Here is a 15,045-nt window from a genome sequence, read left to right as displayed (position 1 = left end):
GCCTCGTGCCTGAACTCACCCCACTAGGCTTCCAGAAACCCAGCGGCGCGGAGCTGGTAAGGAACGGCGATAACGTCATTTCCGCTAACGCCCAAAAAGCCGATGACATCCTGCAAACGCAGAAAGCGCAGCTTGACGATCTGGACCAAAGAACAACGGCCCAGTTCGCGGCATGGGACCTACGCACTACGGCCCATATCGACGGCGGCGCCCCGGCAACCCTTTACACACCTGAACAGCTCATCGACGGAGGTACGGTCTGATGGCCAACCGCATTCAACTACGGCGCGGCACGGCAGCCGAATGGGCCACCGCTAACCCCGTCCTCGCCCAAGGAGAACCAGGGATCGAGTCTGACACTGGGAAGCAGAAGTTCGGTAACGGCTTAAACGTCTGGTCTGCGCTGCCTTACGCATCACAAGGCCCTGCTGGCCCACCAGGGCCAGCAGACGACTCAACGGTAGCCCCCCTAGTGTCCAACCCAGCATCGGCAACGAGGGCGGCGCTAGACGCAGCATACTCACCAACTTCCGCTGTTACAGAGAACATCCCTCGCCACGCGGCGTACCTAGCCCATGAGGACAAACTATCTGGTTGGCGGCAAGCACTAGCCGGGCAGGCGTCCGCGGCGGCGCAGGTCGTTGTGTTCGGGGACTCCATCAGTGAAGGAACCGGTAACACAACCGTAGCTAACCGTTGGATCAACCGGGCTCAGGCGAAACTCCGCTACCGTTACGGAGTCACTAGCGGCGCCGAGTTCCCGTTCATCCCGGCGATACCCAAAACAACCGCGCCAGGATTCCCGGTAACCCGATCAGGGTCGATCAGTGTTGACTCAACCTATGGGTTGGGCTGGCGGACAGCAGTTCTGACTGACGCCACAAGCACCGTAACGTTCACTTTCACTGGTACGAGCGCTAAGCTGATGTATTTCAAAGCCTCAGGCACAGGCGTGATGAGTATTGTCATCGACAGCGGCGCACCTACCGTCGTTGATACAAACTCGACTCGAAACCCCCCTGCCGGTAATGGGACGAACACGTGGAGCACTGGCGTGCTGGCGGCTGGTATCCACACCGTTCAGATTAAGTGGGACGCAACGTCAACACAGAACGTGTACGTAATGGGTTTGCTGACCTACAACGGCGACGAAACCAGCGGCATCCGTTTCCTTGATGCCTCCTACCATGGCGTAAGTTCTCCGTTCCTCACATCAACCCGAAACACCACAGCGTCTAACGCTCTCCTAGCAGCCGGTAATGTCAGCCTCGTCGTTATCGCCATCGAAACAAACGACTACGGGAACGCGACCCCGCTGGCAACGTACAAAGCCAACATCCAAGCGTTCATCGATGCCCTGCGGACGGGCAACGCCCTGTATAAAGGGAGCATTGCTCTAGTGAACATGTACAAGTCGGATGGCCGGGATGAGGCGACTTGGAATGGTTACGCACAGCAGTTGAAGGACATCGCCGCCGCGGATCCGAGGACGTCATTCTTTGATATCCGATTGAGGATGCCTGACATTCCGCTCCCTTACAACCTTCCTCCGGCTCTCGGGTTGTTTGCTGACTCGCTGCACCCAAATGACCGCGGATCAGAATGGCTTGGAACTGTCATGGCTGACTATCTGTCGTTGCGGACAACTCCTGTGCTGACAACCACGAAGACCAGCTCATACACCATAGCCGCGACGGACATGACCACTTATTGGGTGTTCAATGGGTCTTCGATCACCGCGACGTTGCCTGACCCGACAACGGTCGCCGGAAACGCGAGACTGGTTGTAAAGAACACCAACGCCAGCGCTTTGACAGTCAACAGCGCCGGCACTTCAAAAACCATTGATGGTTCTGCTTCCCAGTCCCTTGTGCAGTGGGCTAAGGCCACCTACATCAGCGACGGCACTAACTGGATCACCGTCTAACCGTAAGCCCCCTGCCCCATTTCCGGATGGGGCAGGGGCTAACGTCGTTTACTCAGACTGGTTCGTCTGCCAGTCCTTCGTGGTCGTAGTAGTAGTCCTTGAGATGCCGGGCGGCCTCGCGTTCGTTCTGGGCGTCTTCTTCGGCGTCCCGGGCTGCTGCTTCGAGGTTCGCAGCCTCAAGTCCTTCAATGGGCTCGTTGGTTGTCATCATGTGTCCTTTAGTTGGCAACTTTTTGGAGGTGTTCGTGCACGAGGATGTCAGAGACAGCGATCCTCGTTTCGTGGCGGCGGAACCGTTGAATACCGAAAGCCCGCAGACGCACACCTTCGGGAAGTTTGATGCTCACCCGCTGCTCCGTGGACCCCGGCGCTGTTGGAATGTAGGCGTAGTGCCCGATAGCCGGGTCCGTTGAGAGGGAAACCTTCGACGCCCGGGGGTCCAAGGCGAGCTCAGCGGGGCCATCCGCGAACTCGAACGTCATGACGGCGTTGTTCTCTGTCGCCCCTTCTGAGCAGTTGAGATGAAGCGCGAAAGTAATCGCACCTTCAAGGTCGGCAACCTCAAACCGGATCGGGTCCCGGGACAGTACAAGCTCCCGCTGGAACCTCTCTACCCGCCCGTTCAACGGCTCCGGCTGGTAGAACAGCTTGTCCGCGATCACCGGGAATGCGTCCCCGAAACCATTATCCGGGGACGCCGCAGGGTACTTATCCATGTATCGGCGGATAACATCATGCATGTCATCGTTGTCCCGTTCGCCCCAGCCGAGGGAAGTGTCCTGGCTGGCGTGCCGGGTCCAAAGAAAACCGGGCTTGCGGGAATCGAGAATGACCGGGTTCTTACGGTCAGAGAAGTTGTGCGCGTGCCCACGGGGCTGGATCAGATCACCGTTCGCTTGGAACTGGCAGATGCTGAGTAGACCGATGGCGATCATTGGCGCGTAGCACTGGCGGACGTTGTAATAGGCGCCGTTGATGTATAGCGCGGTTGCCCCTTCCCCAAGGGAGACCATCATGCCGGCGTTCTCTGGACGCACATACGGCGTCATCTGTTCAAAGAAGTCCACTGGCAGCAAGTCGTCATCGTCTAGCCGGTAGATTGCGAACGCTGGGCTTGCGCCAGCAGGTTGCTCACCCGAACGGAACTCGTTCCGTGCGATCGTAAGAGGCGTTATCGTCGGGGTCCCGCCCTCGCAACGGTCCAGCACTAAGAACGGGAAGCTCTGCCCTGCCTCTTCCAGAATGCGCTGGTGCTTCTCCGGCAGGTGCGCGGAATACGACACCACATGCGCCACATCGAAGTTCTCCGCAGCCAAAGCAAGCTGCGGCAGGGAGTGGTTCACGAATATCTCGCAACGAGGATCAAGCCGCTCATCAGCGAATAGGTACGCCTGGTATTCCTCGACGGTGGAGAACCGTGATCCGTTGGATGCCCTCCACCCTCCGGAGTTGGGATCGAACAGACTGAACCGTGTGTGGCCGATAAACAAGTGACAGACCCCGCTTTAGATTAAGGACAAACCTCACAGAGTCTACCAACTCTTTAGACATCGGTCCTGATGACAATGGCCCTGCATCCGTCTGGGATGAGTGCTGTTGCTTTGGTGCAGGCGTCTGTGTAGTTGGCTCCGAGGGCTGTGACGTGCCCTGTTCCGCCGTCAGCGTCTTCTACTGTCAAGGTTACTTCCACGCGTCTTAGTGTAGTGAACAAAACGAAAGCCCCCACCTCGCTCCGAGGGTGGGGGCTTTTTGTTGTTGGCGTTGGTTTTGTGTTGCTCGTTCGTTCAGGGGTGAACGTGCTAGTCGAGTTCTTCCCACGTGACAGCACAAACCACGTCACCGGGTTCGGGTGGTGGTGGTGCGCCGTCACCTTCTACGATCTGGATGCCTTCTGGTATGAGCAAAGGCAGTTCGGCTAGTGATCGTCCCCCAGGAATGTTCTCATTCATGGGCCTTAGTCTACGCCCGCCGTCAAGTCAACCACGGCACGCGTCAGAAACGCGCCGATAACGATTACTGGCGGGTAGGTTATAGGGTTCGTGTCAGTAAGTGTCATCTGTTCCCAAAAAAGACACTAGATGACATAATAGAAGGAACAACAACCTGAGCAGAGGACAATTAGGCTATGAGCAACGAACGCGACGAACAGACCGGACTAACCGAGCGACACGAAGCCTTGTGTGAAGAGGCGATAGAAGCTGCGGCCCGTGGCATGTTCGCTGAGGAACAGTGCTACGGCGTGCAAAAGCTGGATGTCGAATCAATTTGGTTGGACCGGCTGGACGACCAGGACCGAGATGAATACCGAACCCTCGCGCGCGCCCACCTCGCCGCCGCTGACATGTCACGCGCGATCCGCCTTGCAAGGAGGGAACGGTGAGTGCCAGTGGAGAACTCGTCGAGTCAGTAGCAAAGGCAATGGCGTTGGCTGACGGCTATACGGAGCAGGATTGGAATACAGTCCCGAAACGTTTCTGGCGGAGCTACCTTGACATGGCTCAAGCTGCGTCAGCTTCCATCGAAGGGGCACGCCGATGCGCTGGGCCTTAATGATCATCGCCCTCGTCCGCGAGGATCGTCGGCTGACTAAGGAAATCAACGCCTACATCAGATCCCGCAGGAGGAATCCGTGAAGTGGTTGCGCCGGTTGTTCTGCCCGCATAGTTCGAAGTCATGGACGACTGTCCACTTGTCAGATTCCGCGTCTAGGACGACTGGCGGCTGTGTCCGATGCGGCAAACCCATACCGCCCGGATGCGAACGATGCGGAAAGTAGCGAGGCCCTCACTTCGGTGGGGGCCTTTTTCGTAACCGTTGCGCAGTCCTTGCGAAAGTGCTGAGTAACCGTTGAGTAGCAGGGTGGGGTGTTAAACAGTTAGGGCCGGAAACCCTTGAGTTTCCGGCCCTGCTCGTGACCCCAGCGGGATTCGAACCCGCGTTACCGCCGTGAGAGGGCGGCGTACTAGGCCGCTATACGATGGGGCCTTGCACTTTTTATCACCGTTTCCGGCGATCAAGCTGAATGAGTATTTCATACTTTCAGCTCCGCTCCAAATCGCTTCAGCGAAGTGGAAGGTTCCGATTTTCCGCGTATTCACGCGGATTTTCAGAGCTGGGATACCAGGACTCGAACCTAGAATGACGGTACCAGAAACCGTAGTGTTGCCAATTACACCATATCCCAAAGTGACTTTTGGACCGGAGTTCCTCACCGCGGTTTCCCTTGGCTTTTCCCTCCGTGCCCCTCAGCACGAGTAATGACTCTACCGGAGTCTCGCCACCTGCACAAATCGTAAAGCCGTTACCTGCATCACACGGATCTCAGGCTGCCGTCGGAGCCGTCATCAGCAGGCGGGTCAGGGAATCCACCTGTCGTCCGGTGAACTCCTCCACCACTTCCCCGGTCCTGTTCAACCACACGCCTACCAGCCCCGCCGCGGTTGCTCCGTCCGCATCGAGAAGTCGGTTATCGCCAACGTAGAGGGTCTCCGCCGGCGAAGTCCCCAGTAGGCGTACACCTTCGAGGTATATGGCAGGGTCCGGCTTGGGCACGCCAACGGTGTCCGTTCCCACCAGTGTCGCGATCCTGGCCAAACCGGCACTGTCCAGCTTCGCGCGCTGGTAGTCGTGGACGTTGTTACTGACCGCACCGTAGGGAATCCCCGCTGCATCCAGGGCGTCCAGGACTTCTTCAACGTCGTCGAAAGCCCGCACGTATGACGTCTGGCGCTGGTGATACTCGGCCACCCAAGCCTGTGACTCCTCGCCGTCCTCCAGTTCCACGCCAAAGTGGCCCAGGGCAGCCCTGCCGCGGAGCAGCCGCTGCTCGTTGAACGTCAGCTCCCCTGCCAGGTAGCGGTCATAGAAGTGCGTGGTTTCGTGCGTGAAGATGCGTCCGAACTTCGCCCACCCGGCCTGGTCCAGGCCGGGCAGGAGATGTTCGCTGACATCGCGCAACGCCGTCGTCATGGCGTACTCAAGGTCCACCAGGGTGTCATCAATATCGAACAGGACACCACGGATAGTGCCAAAAGTGCTTGCTATCGCCATGACGTCCGCCGTTACTGGCCGCGGAAAGCGCGGACGCGGGCCAGTGAGGAATCCTTCCCCAGGATCACCATGGACTCGAACAGCGGCGGGGAAATACGACGACCGGAGATGGCCGTGCGCACCGGGCCGAACGCGGAGCGGGGCTTGATGCCCAGGTCCTCGACAAGGGCCTGCTTGAGCGCAGCCTGGATGTTCTCGGCAGTCCAGTCGGTAATGGGCTCCAGTGCCGCCAGGGCCGCATCAAGGACTTCCTCCAGGTTCTGGGGCAGACCCTTCCGGGCGTCGTCCGCGACGTCGATCGCGTCATCAGCCTTGAACAGGAAGGCCAGCATTTCCGGAGCCTCGCCCAGGAGGGTGATCCGTTCCTGGACCAAGGGAGCTGCCTCTGCGAGGATCTCCTCCTGCCGGGGGGTGAGGATCTCACCGACGAAACCGGCAGCGCGGAGGTAGGGAACCAGCCGCTGCTTGAAGTCTTCCGGAGCGAGCATGCGCACGTGGGTTCCGTTGATGGCTTCGGCCTTCTTGATGTCGAAGCGGGCCGGGTTGCCCAGGACATCATGGATGTCGAAGTTGGCAACGAGCTGCTCCACGGTGAAGATGTCCTCATCCGCGCTCAGGGACCAACCCAGCAGCGACAAGTAGTTGAGCAACCCTTCGGGGATGAAGCCACGCTCGCGGTGCAGGAACAGGCTCGACTCGGGATCGCGCTTGGAGAGCTTCTTGTTGCCCTGGCCCATAACGTACGGAAGGTGCCCGAACTCCGGCATGTACTCGGCAACCCCAATGGCGTAGAGCGCCCGGTACAGCGCAATCTGGCGCGGAGTAGAGCTCAGCAGGTCCTCTCCGCGCAGGACGTGGGTGATCCCCATCAGGGCATCGTCCACCGGGTTGACCAAGGTGTAGAGCGGGGCTCCGTTGGCGCGGACCACTGCAAAGTCAGGGACCGAGCCGGCCTTGAAAGTAATTTCCCCCCTGACCAGGTCGTTGAAAGTCAGGTCCTCGTCCGGCATGCGCAGGCGCAGGACAGCCTCCCGGCCTTCAGCCTTGAACTGGGCGAGCTGCTCCTCCGTCAGGTGGCGGTCAAAGCCGTCGTAGCCGAGCTTGGGGTCGCGGCCGGCTGCCTTGTGGCGGGCTTCGATCTCCTCCGGGGTGGAGTAGGACTCATATACGTGTCCCCCGGCCTTGAGCTTGGCGATGACGTCCTGGTAGATGTCGCCGCGCTGGGACTGCCGGTACGGTTCGTGCGGTCCGCCGACCTCGACGCCTTCATCCCAGTTGATGCCGAGCCACTTGAGGGCATCCAGCAACTGGTGGTAGCTCTCTTCGCTGTCGCGGGCAGAGTCGGTGTCCTCGATGCGGAAGATCAGCTTGCCGCCGGTGTGGCGTGCGTAGGCCCAGTTGAACAGGGCCGTCCGAATCAAGCCAACATGCGGAGTTCCGGTCGGTGACGGGCAGAAGCGGACGCGGACCGGAGTCTCGGCATTGACGGCAGGGATGACGCTGGGGGCAGCGTTGGACGCAGAAGCAGTAGTCATAGTGGTTCCAACTTTACCGCTTGGCGCAGCCTGGGTTTCCCGGCCCTAAAGGCTCGACGGCGGCACCCGCCTTTCGTGCGAAAGGCGGGTGCCGCCGTCGTGGTATGGCTTTGACTGAATGCCTAGCGGCGGACCACCGGGTTGGAGAGGCGGCCGATGCCTTCGATCTCCACTTCGAAACGGTCGCCTTCACTGACCAGGCCGACGCCGGCCGGGGTGCCGGTCATGATGACGTCGCCCGGAAGCAGGGTGAAGGCGTGCGAGACGATGGAGACGAGCTCGCGTACGCCGCGGATCATCTGGTTGGTGCTGCCGTCCTGGCGGAGTTCACCATTGAGGCGGCCCTGGATGGACAGGTCTTCGTGATCCAGCTCTGTCTCGATCCACGGCCCAAGCGGCGCAGAGGTGTCAAAGCCCTTGGCGCGTGCCCACTGAAGGTCCGTCTTCTGGACGTCGCGGGCAGTGAGGTCGTTGCCGCAGGTGTAGCCGAAGATCACGTCATCCGCACGCTCTTCGGGAACGTCCTTGCAGATGCGGCCGATGACAACGCACAGCTCAGCTTCGAAGGAAACTTCCTCCGAGAACTCAGGAAGGATGATGGGGTCATTCGGGCCGATCACGGACGTGTTGGGCTTGAGGAACAGCAGCGGCTGCTGGGGAACTTCGTTGCCAAGTTCCGCGGCATGCTCAGCGAAGTTCCGGCCAACACCGATCACTTTGCTGCGCGGAATGATCGGGGCGAGGAGCCGCACGTCCTCAAGCTTGTGCTTTACGTGGGTACGTTCGACGCCATTAAAGAAGGGGTCGCCGTTGATGACAGTGATTTCCTCACTGCCGGCCTCGCCTTCAACAACGCCGTAAAGGGGATCAGAATCAACTACAAACCGGGCGATACGCATGGGCCCAAGCCTACCGTCCCGGCTCAGCTTCGCAGGTAATCCAACTGGGCAGCCACGGACGTCTCGGCCGCCCACCTGACTGAGGGGTCGACGTCTGGATACACGGCGTCGGTGACTGCCGCGATGGACGCGTCTTGGCCAAGGCGGTCAAGGGCTGTCCTGATCTGGTCCAGCCGCTGCTCACGGTGATTGCGATACTCCCGGCACTTCTCGTCCAGGGCAGGGAGCACGGGGCCATGTGCCGGGAGGAGTGTCGCGGGCCCGAGCGCCTCCAGCCGATCCAAACTGGCCAGGTAGTCCCCCAGCCTGCCGTCCGGATAGTCCAGCACAGTGGTGCCACGGCCCAGGATGGTGTCGCCAGTGAGGACCGAACCATGAGGGCCATCAGCGGGGAGATGGAAGCACACCGAGTCGGAGGTGTGGCCGGGCGTAGCGATGACGCGGATTTCGACGCCGCCAATTGTCAGCACTTCGCCGTCGGCGAGCGGTTCTCCACCATGGCAATACTCGGGCAGGAAGGCACGCACAGGTGCGCCGGTCAGTTGGTGGAATCGCGCTGAAGCTTCAGTATGGTCCGCGTGCCGGTGCGTGATGAGTACGACGTCGACACCTCCTGCCGCCGCCAGCTCGGCCAGGTGCTGCTCGTCCTCGGGTCCCGGGTCCACCACGGCAACACGGGCGGAACCGGATGCACCGATGACGTAGGAGTTGGTGCCATCCAAGCTCATCGGACCCGGGTTGGGGGCCAGCCGGAATCGCGTCAATCCGCTGCTGCGCTGCAGAGAAGACGAGCCGCCGCCCTGGGGTGCGCTGCCTGGTGTGGGGTCGTCGGTTGTCGAGCTGCTGGAGGGTGAGTTGCCGGAAGGTGAGTTGCCGGATGGTGAGTTGCCGGAAGTCGCCATTGATTCAGAAGTCACCAGTCCATCTTGGCACTTCCCAACCCTCACTCACATCCCACCCCCTTCCGCCCGACCCTCACTCACATCCCACCCCCGTCACCCCAACCCTCACTCACTTCCCACCCCCTTCCGCCCGACCCTCACTCACATCCCACCCCCTTCAACCCAACCCTCACTCACTTTCAGGACAGCCGAAGTATGCTCGACGGCGATATTCGACGCCTACGGTTTGTGGCAACTTTGGCCCCTTGCACACTGAAGGTAAGAGAGCTTCCCGGGAAGCAGGCGGGACCTGAGAGAGCGTCCACCGCAAACAGGCGGGACGTGAGAGAAGCAGGCGGGACGTGAGAGAGCGTTCCGGGGAAGCGGGTGGGACGTGAGAGAGCGTCCACGGGAATCGGGTGGGATGTGCCCGAGCGTTTGGATCAAGCGTGCGGAAAGCAGGACGGCGGCCCTTCCGCCTGTTTACCAGAGGAAGGGCCGCCGTCGTGCGGTGGTGTTTCGGGACGTCCGGAAGGCTAGACCAGGCGGGTGAGCCAGCCGTGGGTGTCCTCAACGGTTCCGGTCTGGATGCCGAGGAGCTGCTCGCGGATGGCCATGGTGGTCTCGCCGGCCTTGGCGTCCTCGGCACCGATGAACTCGGTGGCGTCCTTGAGGACACCGATGGGGGTGATCACCGCAGCGGTACCGCAGGCGAACACCTCGATGATCTCGCCGGAGGCAACGCCATCGCGCCATTCATCCAGCGTGATCTTGCGCTCGCTGACTTCGCGGCCCATGTCCTTCGCCACCTGGATGACGGACATGCGGGTGACGCCTTCAAGGATGGTTCCGCTCAGTGCCGGGGTGACAAGTGAGCCGTCCTTCATCACGAAGAAGACGTTCATGCCGCCGAGTTCTTCCACGGCGTCGTCGTTGAAGTGGTCCAGGAAGAGGACCTGCTTGCAACCGTTCGCTTCGGCTTCCTGCTGGGCGATCAAGGACGCTGCATAGTTACCGCCGCACTTGGCCGCTCCGGTCCCGCCGCGGCCCGCACGGGCGTATTCACGGGAGATCCAGATGGAGACCGGCTTGAGTTCGCCACCGAAGTAGTTACCGGCGGGAGAAGCAATGACGCGGAAGGAGACCTCGCGCGCAGCACGGACGCCAAGGAAAGCCTCGGTGGCGATCATGAACGGACGCAGGTACAGGGCCTCGCCGTCGCCGGAGGGAACCCATTCCTGGTCCGCCTGGACGAGTTCACGGATCGCTCCGAGGAAGTACTCTTCCGGCAATTCGGGAAGGGCGAGCCGGCGGGCCGACTTGTTGAGGCGGGCGGCGTTGGCTTCCGGACGGAAGGTCCAGACCGAGCCGTCAGCGTGGCGGTATGCCTTGAGGCCCTCGAAGATTTCCTGGCCGTAGTGCAGGACCGCAGCCGACGGATCAAGGGAAATCGGTCCGTAGGGCTCGATCCGGGCGTTCTGCCAACCGCCATTGCCATCGGCGTCGACTTTGTAGTCGACGACGGCGGTGTGGTCGGTGAAGTAGTCGCCGAATCCCGGGTTCGCCAGGATGGCTGCACGCTCCTCAGCAGACTTCGGTGTTTCCGAAAGCTGCTGGCTGAATTCGACGCCATGGGCAGTCTGAGTCATGTTTCCTCCACAGTCAGCTACCTGGCAGGGCGAACGCGGCCCCGAAGGGTGTGGTTCAGCGATGGACCAGGGAAGCAGGTAAATAATTCAAGACAAGCTTACGCCTGAGATTTGGGCCTAAAGTGCGGCCGCAATGGCGTCGCCAACGGCAGCTGTGCTGCGCGGCTCGCCGGTGCGGCTTTCGACGTCGGCGACTACTGCCGCTTCAATCTTGCGGGCCGCCGTGGTGTAGCCAAGGTGGTCCAGGAGGAGCACTGCGGAGAGGATGGCCGCGGTGGGGTCGGCTTTCTGCTGTCCGGCGATATCCGGAGCGGAGCCGTGGACGGGTTCGAACATGGACGGTGCTGTGCGGTCCATGTTGATGTTGCCCGATGCCGCCAGGCCAATGCCGCCGGTAACGGCTGCCGCGAGGTCGGTGAGGATGTCGCCGAAGAGGTTGTCAGTGACGATGACGTCGAAGCGGGAGGGCTCGGTCACCATGAAGATGGTGGCGGCGTCGATGTGCAGGTAGTCGTGGGTGACCTCGGGGAATTCCTTGGCCACTGCCTCGACGGTCCGCTTCCACAGGTGCCCGGCGAAGACGAGCACGTTGTGCTTGTGGACGAGAGTGACGTGCTTGCGCGGACGCTCGCTGGCGCGGCGGAAGGCGTCGCGGACAACACGCTCCACGCCGTGTGCTGTGTTCAGGGAAACCTCGGTAGCAACTTCGTGCGGAGTGCCGCCACGCAAGGTTCCACCGTTGCCCACGTAGGGACCCTCGGTACCCTCACGGACCACGATGAAGTCAATGGTGCCTGGGTTTGCCAGGGGGCTACCGACGGTTCCGTACAGCCGGGACGGGCGCAGGTTCACGTAGTGGTCAAGGCTGAAGCGGAGCTTGAGCAGCATCTCCCTTTCGATGATGCCCGACGGGATACGGGTATCGCCGGGAGCAGCTCCGACGGCGCCGAATAGAATGGCGTCACGGGTGCGCAGGTCCGCCAGGACCTCCTCCGGGAGGGTCTCGCCGGTCTCAAGCCAGTGCTGTGCACCAAGCTTGTAGTGGGTCTGTTCGAGGGTGACGCCTTCGGCGGCGACGGCCTTTTCGAGGACCTTGACGGCTTCGGCGATGACCTCGGGGCCAATGCCGTCTCCAGGGATGACAGCGAGATTGATGGACGTTGCACTCATACGTCTATCTAGCCAAGCAATCCACATGCTGGTCAAAATCGTCTCACTCTTCGAACACCCCGTAGCGCTGGGTTCAGACCACGGCATGATGCCCCGACACTCCGGCTCCGCATAGAGTCGTATGCGTGGATAGACGGCATGCAATATACGACTGGTTCCGGGTCAACCGCTTCAAAGTGGACCTGACGGCCACGTCCCTCCTGATCCTCCTCTTTGGGCCGGTCTATCTCCTGGCCGGCCACCCCTGGCTCGCCCTGCTTTCCTGCAGCCTCCTGTTGCCCCTCGCGTGGCGACGCACCCGCCCCGCCACGGCGGCCGTCGTCGTCATCCTTGTGTGCCTGGTCCAGTGGGCCGTGGGCGCGGAACCCGTGGCGGGCCAAATCGCGGTTCCGCTCGTCATTTACGCCACCGCCGCTTACGGACCTGCCTGGGCAAGTCGGACAGTGCTGCTCGCAGGGATGGTCGGCGGCATCATGCTGACCACACGCGAGTTCTCCAGCACTGCGGAGTCGGGCATCATGGGCCTCACCATCGGCGCCCTCTATACGGTCCTGATTTGGATGCTGGTGCTGGTGAGTTGGACGCTGGGTGATCTCACCCGCGTTCGACGGCTCCAACTACAGGCACTGGAGGACCGCACACGGCGCCTTGAAGTTGAACAGCAGCAGGAACGCCAGCTGGCGGCAGCTGACGAACGATCCCACATCGCACGGGAAATGCACGACATCGTGGCCCACTCGTTGTCCGTGATCATCACCCAGGCGGACGGAGCACGCTACGCGGCCGCTGCGAAACCCGAGCTCGCCACCGAAGCGCTGGCCACCATCGCCGCCACAGGCAGAGATTCCCTGGGCGAAATGCGACGCCTGCTGGGAGTCCTCCGTTCCGACGACGACTCCCCCACCCGCCCGCAGCCCCGGCTTTCGGACCTTGACGAGCTCCTCCTGGGTTTCCGCGCCGCGACACTGCAGGTGTCCTTCGACCAAAGCGGTGTTCCCCGCAGGGCGCTTCCCGCAGGAGCGGAGCTGACCGCCTACCGCATCATTCAGGAGGCCCTCACCAACGTCATGAAGCACGCCGGGCCGAAAGCAACGGCGGGAGTCACCTTGACGTGGCAGGCCAGGGGCCTGCAGCTGGACATCCTCGACGACGGCCGTGGCGCCGCCGCTGATCCGCCGACGGCAGGTGGCGGCAACGGGCTCCGTGGCATGGGCGAGCGCGTGTCCCTCTACGATGGTTCCTTGACTGCAGGCCCGGAACAGGGCGGCGGTTTCCGCGTATCCGCATTCATCCCCTATTCGGAGGCCTAAAACCATGTCCGATGTTCCTGCGCCCATCCGGGTTGCCCTGGTTGATGACCAACACCTGGTCCGCTCCGGATTTGGCATGCTGATCAACTCCCAGCCGGATCTGGAAGTCGTGGCCGAAGCGGCGAACGGCATCGAAGCCGTGCAGGCTCTAGGGGCCACAGCGGCCGACGTCGTCCTCATGGATGTCCGCATGCCCGGGATGGACGGCATTGAAGCAACCCGGCGCATCCTTGAGCAGGCAGCAGCCCAACCCGCGGGATCGCAGCGCGCAGAGGTCAAGATCGTGGTGCTCACCACCTTCGATCTTGATGAGTACGCCTTGGCTGCCATCCAGGCCGGCGCGAGCGGGTTCCTGCTCAAGGATGCCCCGCCCGAAGAGCTCCTGGAGGCGATCCGCACCGTGTACCGTGGTGACGCCGTGATCGCACCGTCCACCACCCGTCGATTGCTGGACCATGTGGCGCCCCTTTTGAGAACGCAGACGCCTGAGCAGAGCGAGCACGCCGCGGGCGTCGAGAGCCTCACCGCCCGCGAGCGCGAAGTGTTCCAGCTGATCGCCCAGGGGCAGTCGAATCCGGAGATCGCGGCGGGCTTGTTCTTATCCGAGGCCACTGTGAAAACGCATGTTGGGCACATCCTGGCAAAGCTCGGCGCCAGGGACCGCGTCCAGGTTGTGGTCATCGCGTATGAGACCGGTGTGGTTGCGCCTGGGGCCTAGCCTCATCCCGGGTTCCTGCCAGGCTCAGACCACGGTATGAGTTGGTGTCCCCGGGAATCGGTCCCCGGCCCGATCCGGCAAGGGTGCACCGAAACCTAGCGTGGAACCATGACAACATTCACGCCTCTCCCCCACCCTTCAGGAACGAACCCGCCGCAGGGATCGGATGCCGCACAAGCCCGTCCCGCCGTCGAAGCATTTGAGCTGACCAAAAGCTACGGACACGCCGATACAAGCGTTACGGCCCTGAACAAGGTGTCGGTGAGTTTCGACGCCGGGAAGTTCACGGCCATCATGGGCCCCTCCGGATCCGGCAAGTCCACCCTCATGCATTGCCTGGCGGGCCTGGACTCGGCGGATTCCGGGCGCATTGTCCTGGGTGGCACGGAGCTGACCGGCCTCAACGACCGCCAACTCACGGCACTGAGGCGCGAACGGATCGGCTTTGTCTTCCAGGCTTTCAACCTGGTGCCTACTTTGACAGCCGAGCAGAACATCACGCTTCCGCTTGCGTTGGCGGGCACAACGGCCGACGCCGGATGGCTGGATACCGTTGTCAGCACACTTGGACTGAAGGATCGCCTGAAACACCGTCCACATGAGCTCTCCGGGGGCCAGCAGCAACGCGTGGCAGTAGCCCGGGCACTGTTGACCCGTCCCGACGTCGTGTTCGGTGACGAACCTACTGGCAACCTGGACTCGAAGGCCGGCGGCGAAGTTCTTGCTCTGCTTCGCCGGAGCAGCCAGGAAATGGGCCAGACCATCATCATGGTGACCCATGATCCGGTGGCCGCAAGCTACGCGGACCGTGTGGTGCTGATGAGCGACGGCGGCCTGGTGGGGGAAATCCACGATCCCACGGCAGATTCTGTCCTGGCGGCCCTTGGCAAGCTGGGGGCGTAAGGC

At 61.7% G+C, this 15,045-nt stretch carries 16 protein-coding genes, 2 tRNA genes and 1 pseudogene; 7 read left to right on the top strand and 12 right to left on the bottom strand.

Translation table 11 applies throughout. The features are described 5' to 3' along the window. Nucleotides 1–5 precede the first annotated feature (5 nt). The 3 genes and pseudogenes from ABHM97_RS09320 to ABHM97_RS09315 all read left to right on the top strand — a co-directional run bounded on the left by ABHM97_RS09320 (nucleotide 6) and on the right by ABHM97_RS09315 (nucleotide 1,927). Entirely contained in the window at nucleotides 6–263 is a 258-nt protein-coding gene (locus ABHM97_RS09320; RefSeq protein ID WP_349470410.1) for a hypothetical protein, read from the top strand. Beyond that, nucleotides 263–373: pseudogene (locus tag ABHM97_RS21480) on the top strand (hyaluronate lyase N-terminal domain-containing protein); the annotation flags it as partial. The gene ABHM97_RS09320 and the pseudogene ABHM97_RS21480, both read left to right, overlap by 1 nt. A gap of 99 nt (nucleotides 374–472) precedes the next feature. Then, entirely contained in the window at nucleotides 473–1,927 is a 1,455-nt protein-coding gene (locus ABHM97_RS09315; protein ID WP_502921279.1) for an SGNH/GDSL hydrolase family protein, read from the top strand. Between the two features lie 52 nt (nucleotides 1,928–1,979). Here ABHM97_RS09315 and ABHM97_RS09310 read toward each other — a convergent pair whose 3' ends face one another. The 4 genes from ABHM97_RS09310 to ABHM97_RS09295 form a co-directional block, all read right to left on the bottom strand. Further along, on the bottom strand, nucleotides 1,980–2,138 hold the full coding sequence (locus ABHM97_RS09310) for a hypothetical protein (protein ID WP_349470407.1): 159 nt from the start codon (nucleotides 2,136–2,138) through the stop codon (nucleotides 1,980–1,982). Nucleotides 2,139–2,145: 7 nt separating this feature from the next. Next, complete coding sequence (locus ABHM97_RS09305; protein WP_349470406.1) at nucleotides 2,146–3,417, bottom strand: glycosyltransferase; 1,272 nt, start codon at nucleotides 3,415–3,417, stop codon at nucleotides 2,146–2,148. Nucleotides 3,418–3,470: 53 nt separating this feature from the next. After that, entirely contained in the window at nucleotides 3,471–3,617 is a 147-nt protein-coding gene (locus tag ABHM97_RS09300; protein WP_349470405.1) for a hypothetical protein, read from the bottom strand. A 109-nt stretch (nucleotides 3,618–3,726) separates the two neighbouring features. Then, nucleotides 3,727–3,876 (bottom strand): hypothetical protein, encoded by a 150-nt coding sequence (locus tag ABHM97_RS09295; RefSeq protein ID WP_349470403.1) that lies wholly within the window; start codon nucleotides 3,874–3,876, stop codon nucleotides 3,727–3,729. 176 nt (nucleotides 3,877–4,052) lie between these two features. Between ABHM97_RS09295 and ABHM97_RS09290 the strand changes: the two genes are divergently transcribed. After that, nucleotides 4,053–4,307, top strand: coding sequence for a hypothetical protein (locus tag ABHM97_RS09290; protein WP_349470402.1), 255 nt, complete (start codon nucleotides 4,053–4,055; stop codon nucleotides 4,305–4,307). Nucleotides 4,308–4,839: 532 nt separating this feature from the next. On the opposite strand, the gene ABHM97_RS09285 is transcribed toward ABHM97_RS09290, so the two are convergent. The 8 genes from ABHM97_RS09285 to ABHM97_RS09250 all read right to left on the bottom strand — a co-directional run bounded on the left by ABHM97_RS09285 (nucleotide 4,840) and on the right by ABHM97_RS09250 (nucleotide 12,111). After that, nucleotides 4,840–4,912 (bottom strand) — tRNA-Glu (locus tag ABHM97_RS09285). A gap of 127 nt (nucleotides 4,913–5,039) precedes the next feature. After that, nucleotides 5,040–5,111: transfer RNA gene (locus ABHM97_RS09280), tRNA-Gln, on the bottom strand. 137 nt (nucleotides 5,112–5,248) lie between these two features. Next, nucleotides 5,249–5,977, bottom strand: coding sequence for an HAD family hydrolase (locus tag ABHM97_RS09275; protein ID WP_349470401.1), 729 nt, complete (start codon nucleotides 5,975–5,977; stop codon nucleotides 5,249–5,251). Nucleotides 5,978–5,988: 11 nt separating this feature from the next. Then, nucleotides 5,989–7,512 carry a glutamate--tRNA ligase gene (gltX, locus tag ABHM97_RS09270; RefSeq protein WP_349470400.1) on the bottom strand — a complete coding sequence of 508 codons (1,524 nt, stop codon included), beginning with the start codon at nucleotides 7,510–7,512 and terminating at the stop codon, nucleotides 5,989–5,991. Between the two features lie 122 nt (nucleotides 7,513–7,634). Continuing rightward, a complete protein-coding gene (locus ABHM97_RS09265) occupies nucleotides 7,635–8,411 on the bottom strand; it encodes a fumarylacetoacetate hydrolase family protein (RefSeq protein ID WP_235521528.1) in 777 nt (258 codons plus the stop codon). 23 nt (nucleotides 8,412–8,434) lie between these two features. After that, nucleotides 8,435–9,328 carry an MBL fold metallo-hydrolase gene (locus ABHM97_RS09260; protein WP_349470399.1) on the bottom strand — a complete coding sequence of 298 codons (894 nt, stop codon included), beginning with the start codon at nucleotides 9,326–9,328 and terminating at the stop codon, nucleotides 8,435–8,437. 500 nt (nucleotides 9,329–9,828) lie between these two features. Continuing rightward, nucleotides 9,829–10,941: a branched-chain amino acid aminotransferase gene (locus tag ABHM97_RS09255; protein WP_235521530.1), complete on the bottom strand. Its 1,113-nt coding sequence runs from the start codon at nucleotides 10,939–10,941 to the stop codon at nucleotides 9,829–9,831. 117 nt (nucleotides 10,942–11,058) lie between these two features. Beyond that, nucleotides 11,059–12,111, bottom strand: coding sequence for a 3-isopropylmalate dehydrogenase (locus ABHM97_RS09250; protein WP_349470398.1), 1,053 nt, complete (start codon nucleotides 12,109–12,111; stop codon nucleotides 11,059–11,061). Between the two features lie 125 nt (nucleotides 12,112–12,236). Between ABHM97_RS09250 and ABHM97_RS09245 the strand changes: the two genes are divergently transcribed. The 3 genes from ABHM97_RS09245 to ABHM97_RS09235 all read left to right on the top strand — a co-directional run bounded on the left by ABHM97_RS09245 (nucleotide 12,237) and on the right by ABHM97_RS09235 (nucleotide 15,042). Then, the gene (locus ABHM97_RS09245; RefSeq protein ID WP_235521532.1) at nucleotides 12,237–13,421 is read left to right on the top strand and encodes a sensor histidine kinase; all 1,185 of its coding nucleotides are present in this window, start codon (nucleotides 12,237–12,239) and stop codon (nucleotides 13,419–13,421) included. 4 nt (nucleotides 13,422–13,425) lie between these two features. Continuing rightward, the gene (locus ABHM97_RS09240; RefSeq protein ID WP_349470397.1) at nucleotides 13,426–14,139 is read left to right on the top strand and encodes a response regulator; all 714 of its coding nucleotides are present in this window, start codon (nucleotides 13,426–13,428) and stop codon (nucleotides 14,137–14,139) included. Nucleotides 14,140–14,247: 108 nt separating this feature from the next. Then, nucleotides 14,248–15,042: an ABC transporter ATP-binding protein gene (locus ABHM97_RS09235; protein ID WP_349470396.1), complete on the top strand. Its 795-nt coding sequence runs from the start codon at nucleotides 14,248–14,250 to the stop codon at nucleotides 15,040–15,042. The last annotated feature ends 3 nt before the right edge of the window (nucleotides 15,043–15,045 follow it).

It is taken from the genome of Paenarthrobacter sp. CAP02 (assembly GCF_040137855.1).
Lineage (GTDB): Bacteria > Actinomycetota > Actinomycetes > Actinomycetales > Micrococcaceae > Arthrobacter.
Note: the sequence above shows the minus strand (reverse complement) of the source record. Positions and strands in the feature narration are given on the sequence as shown.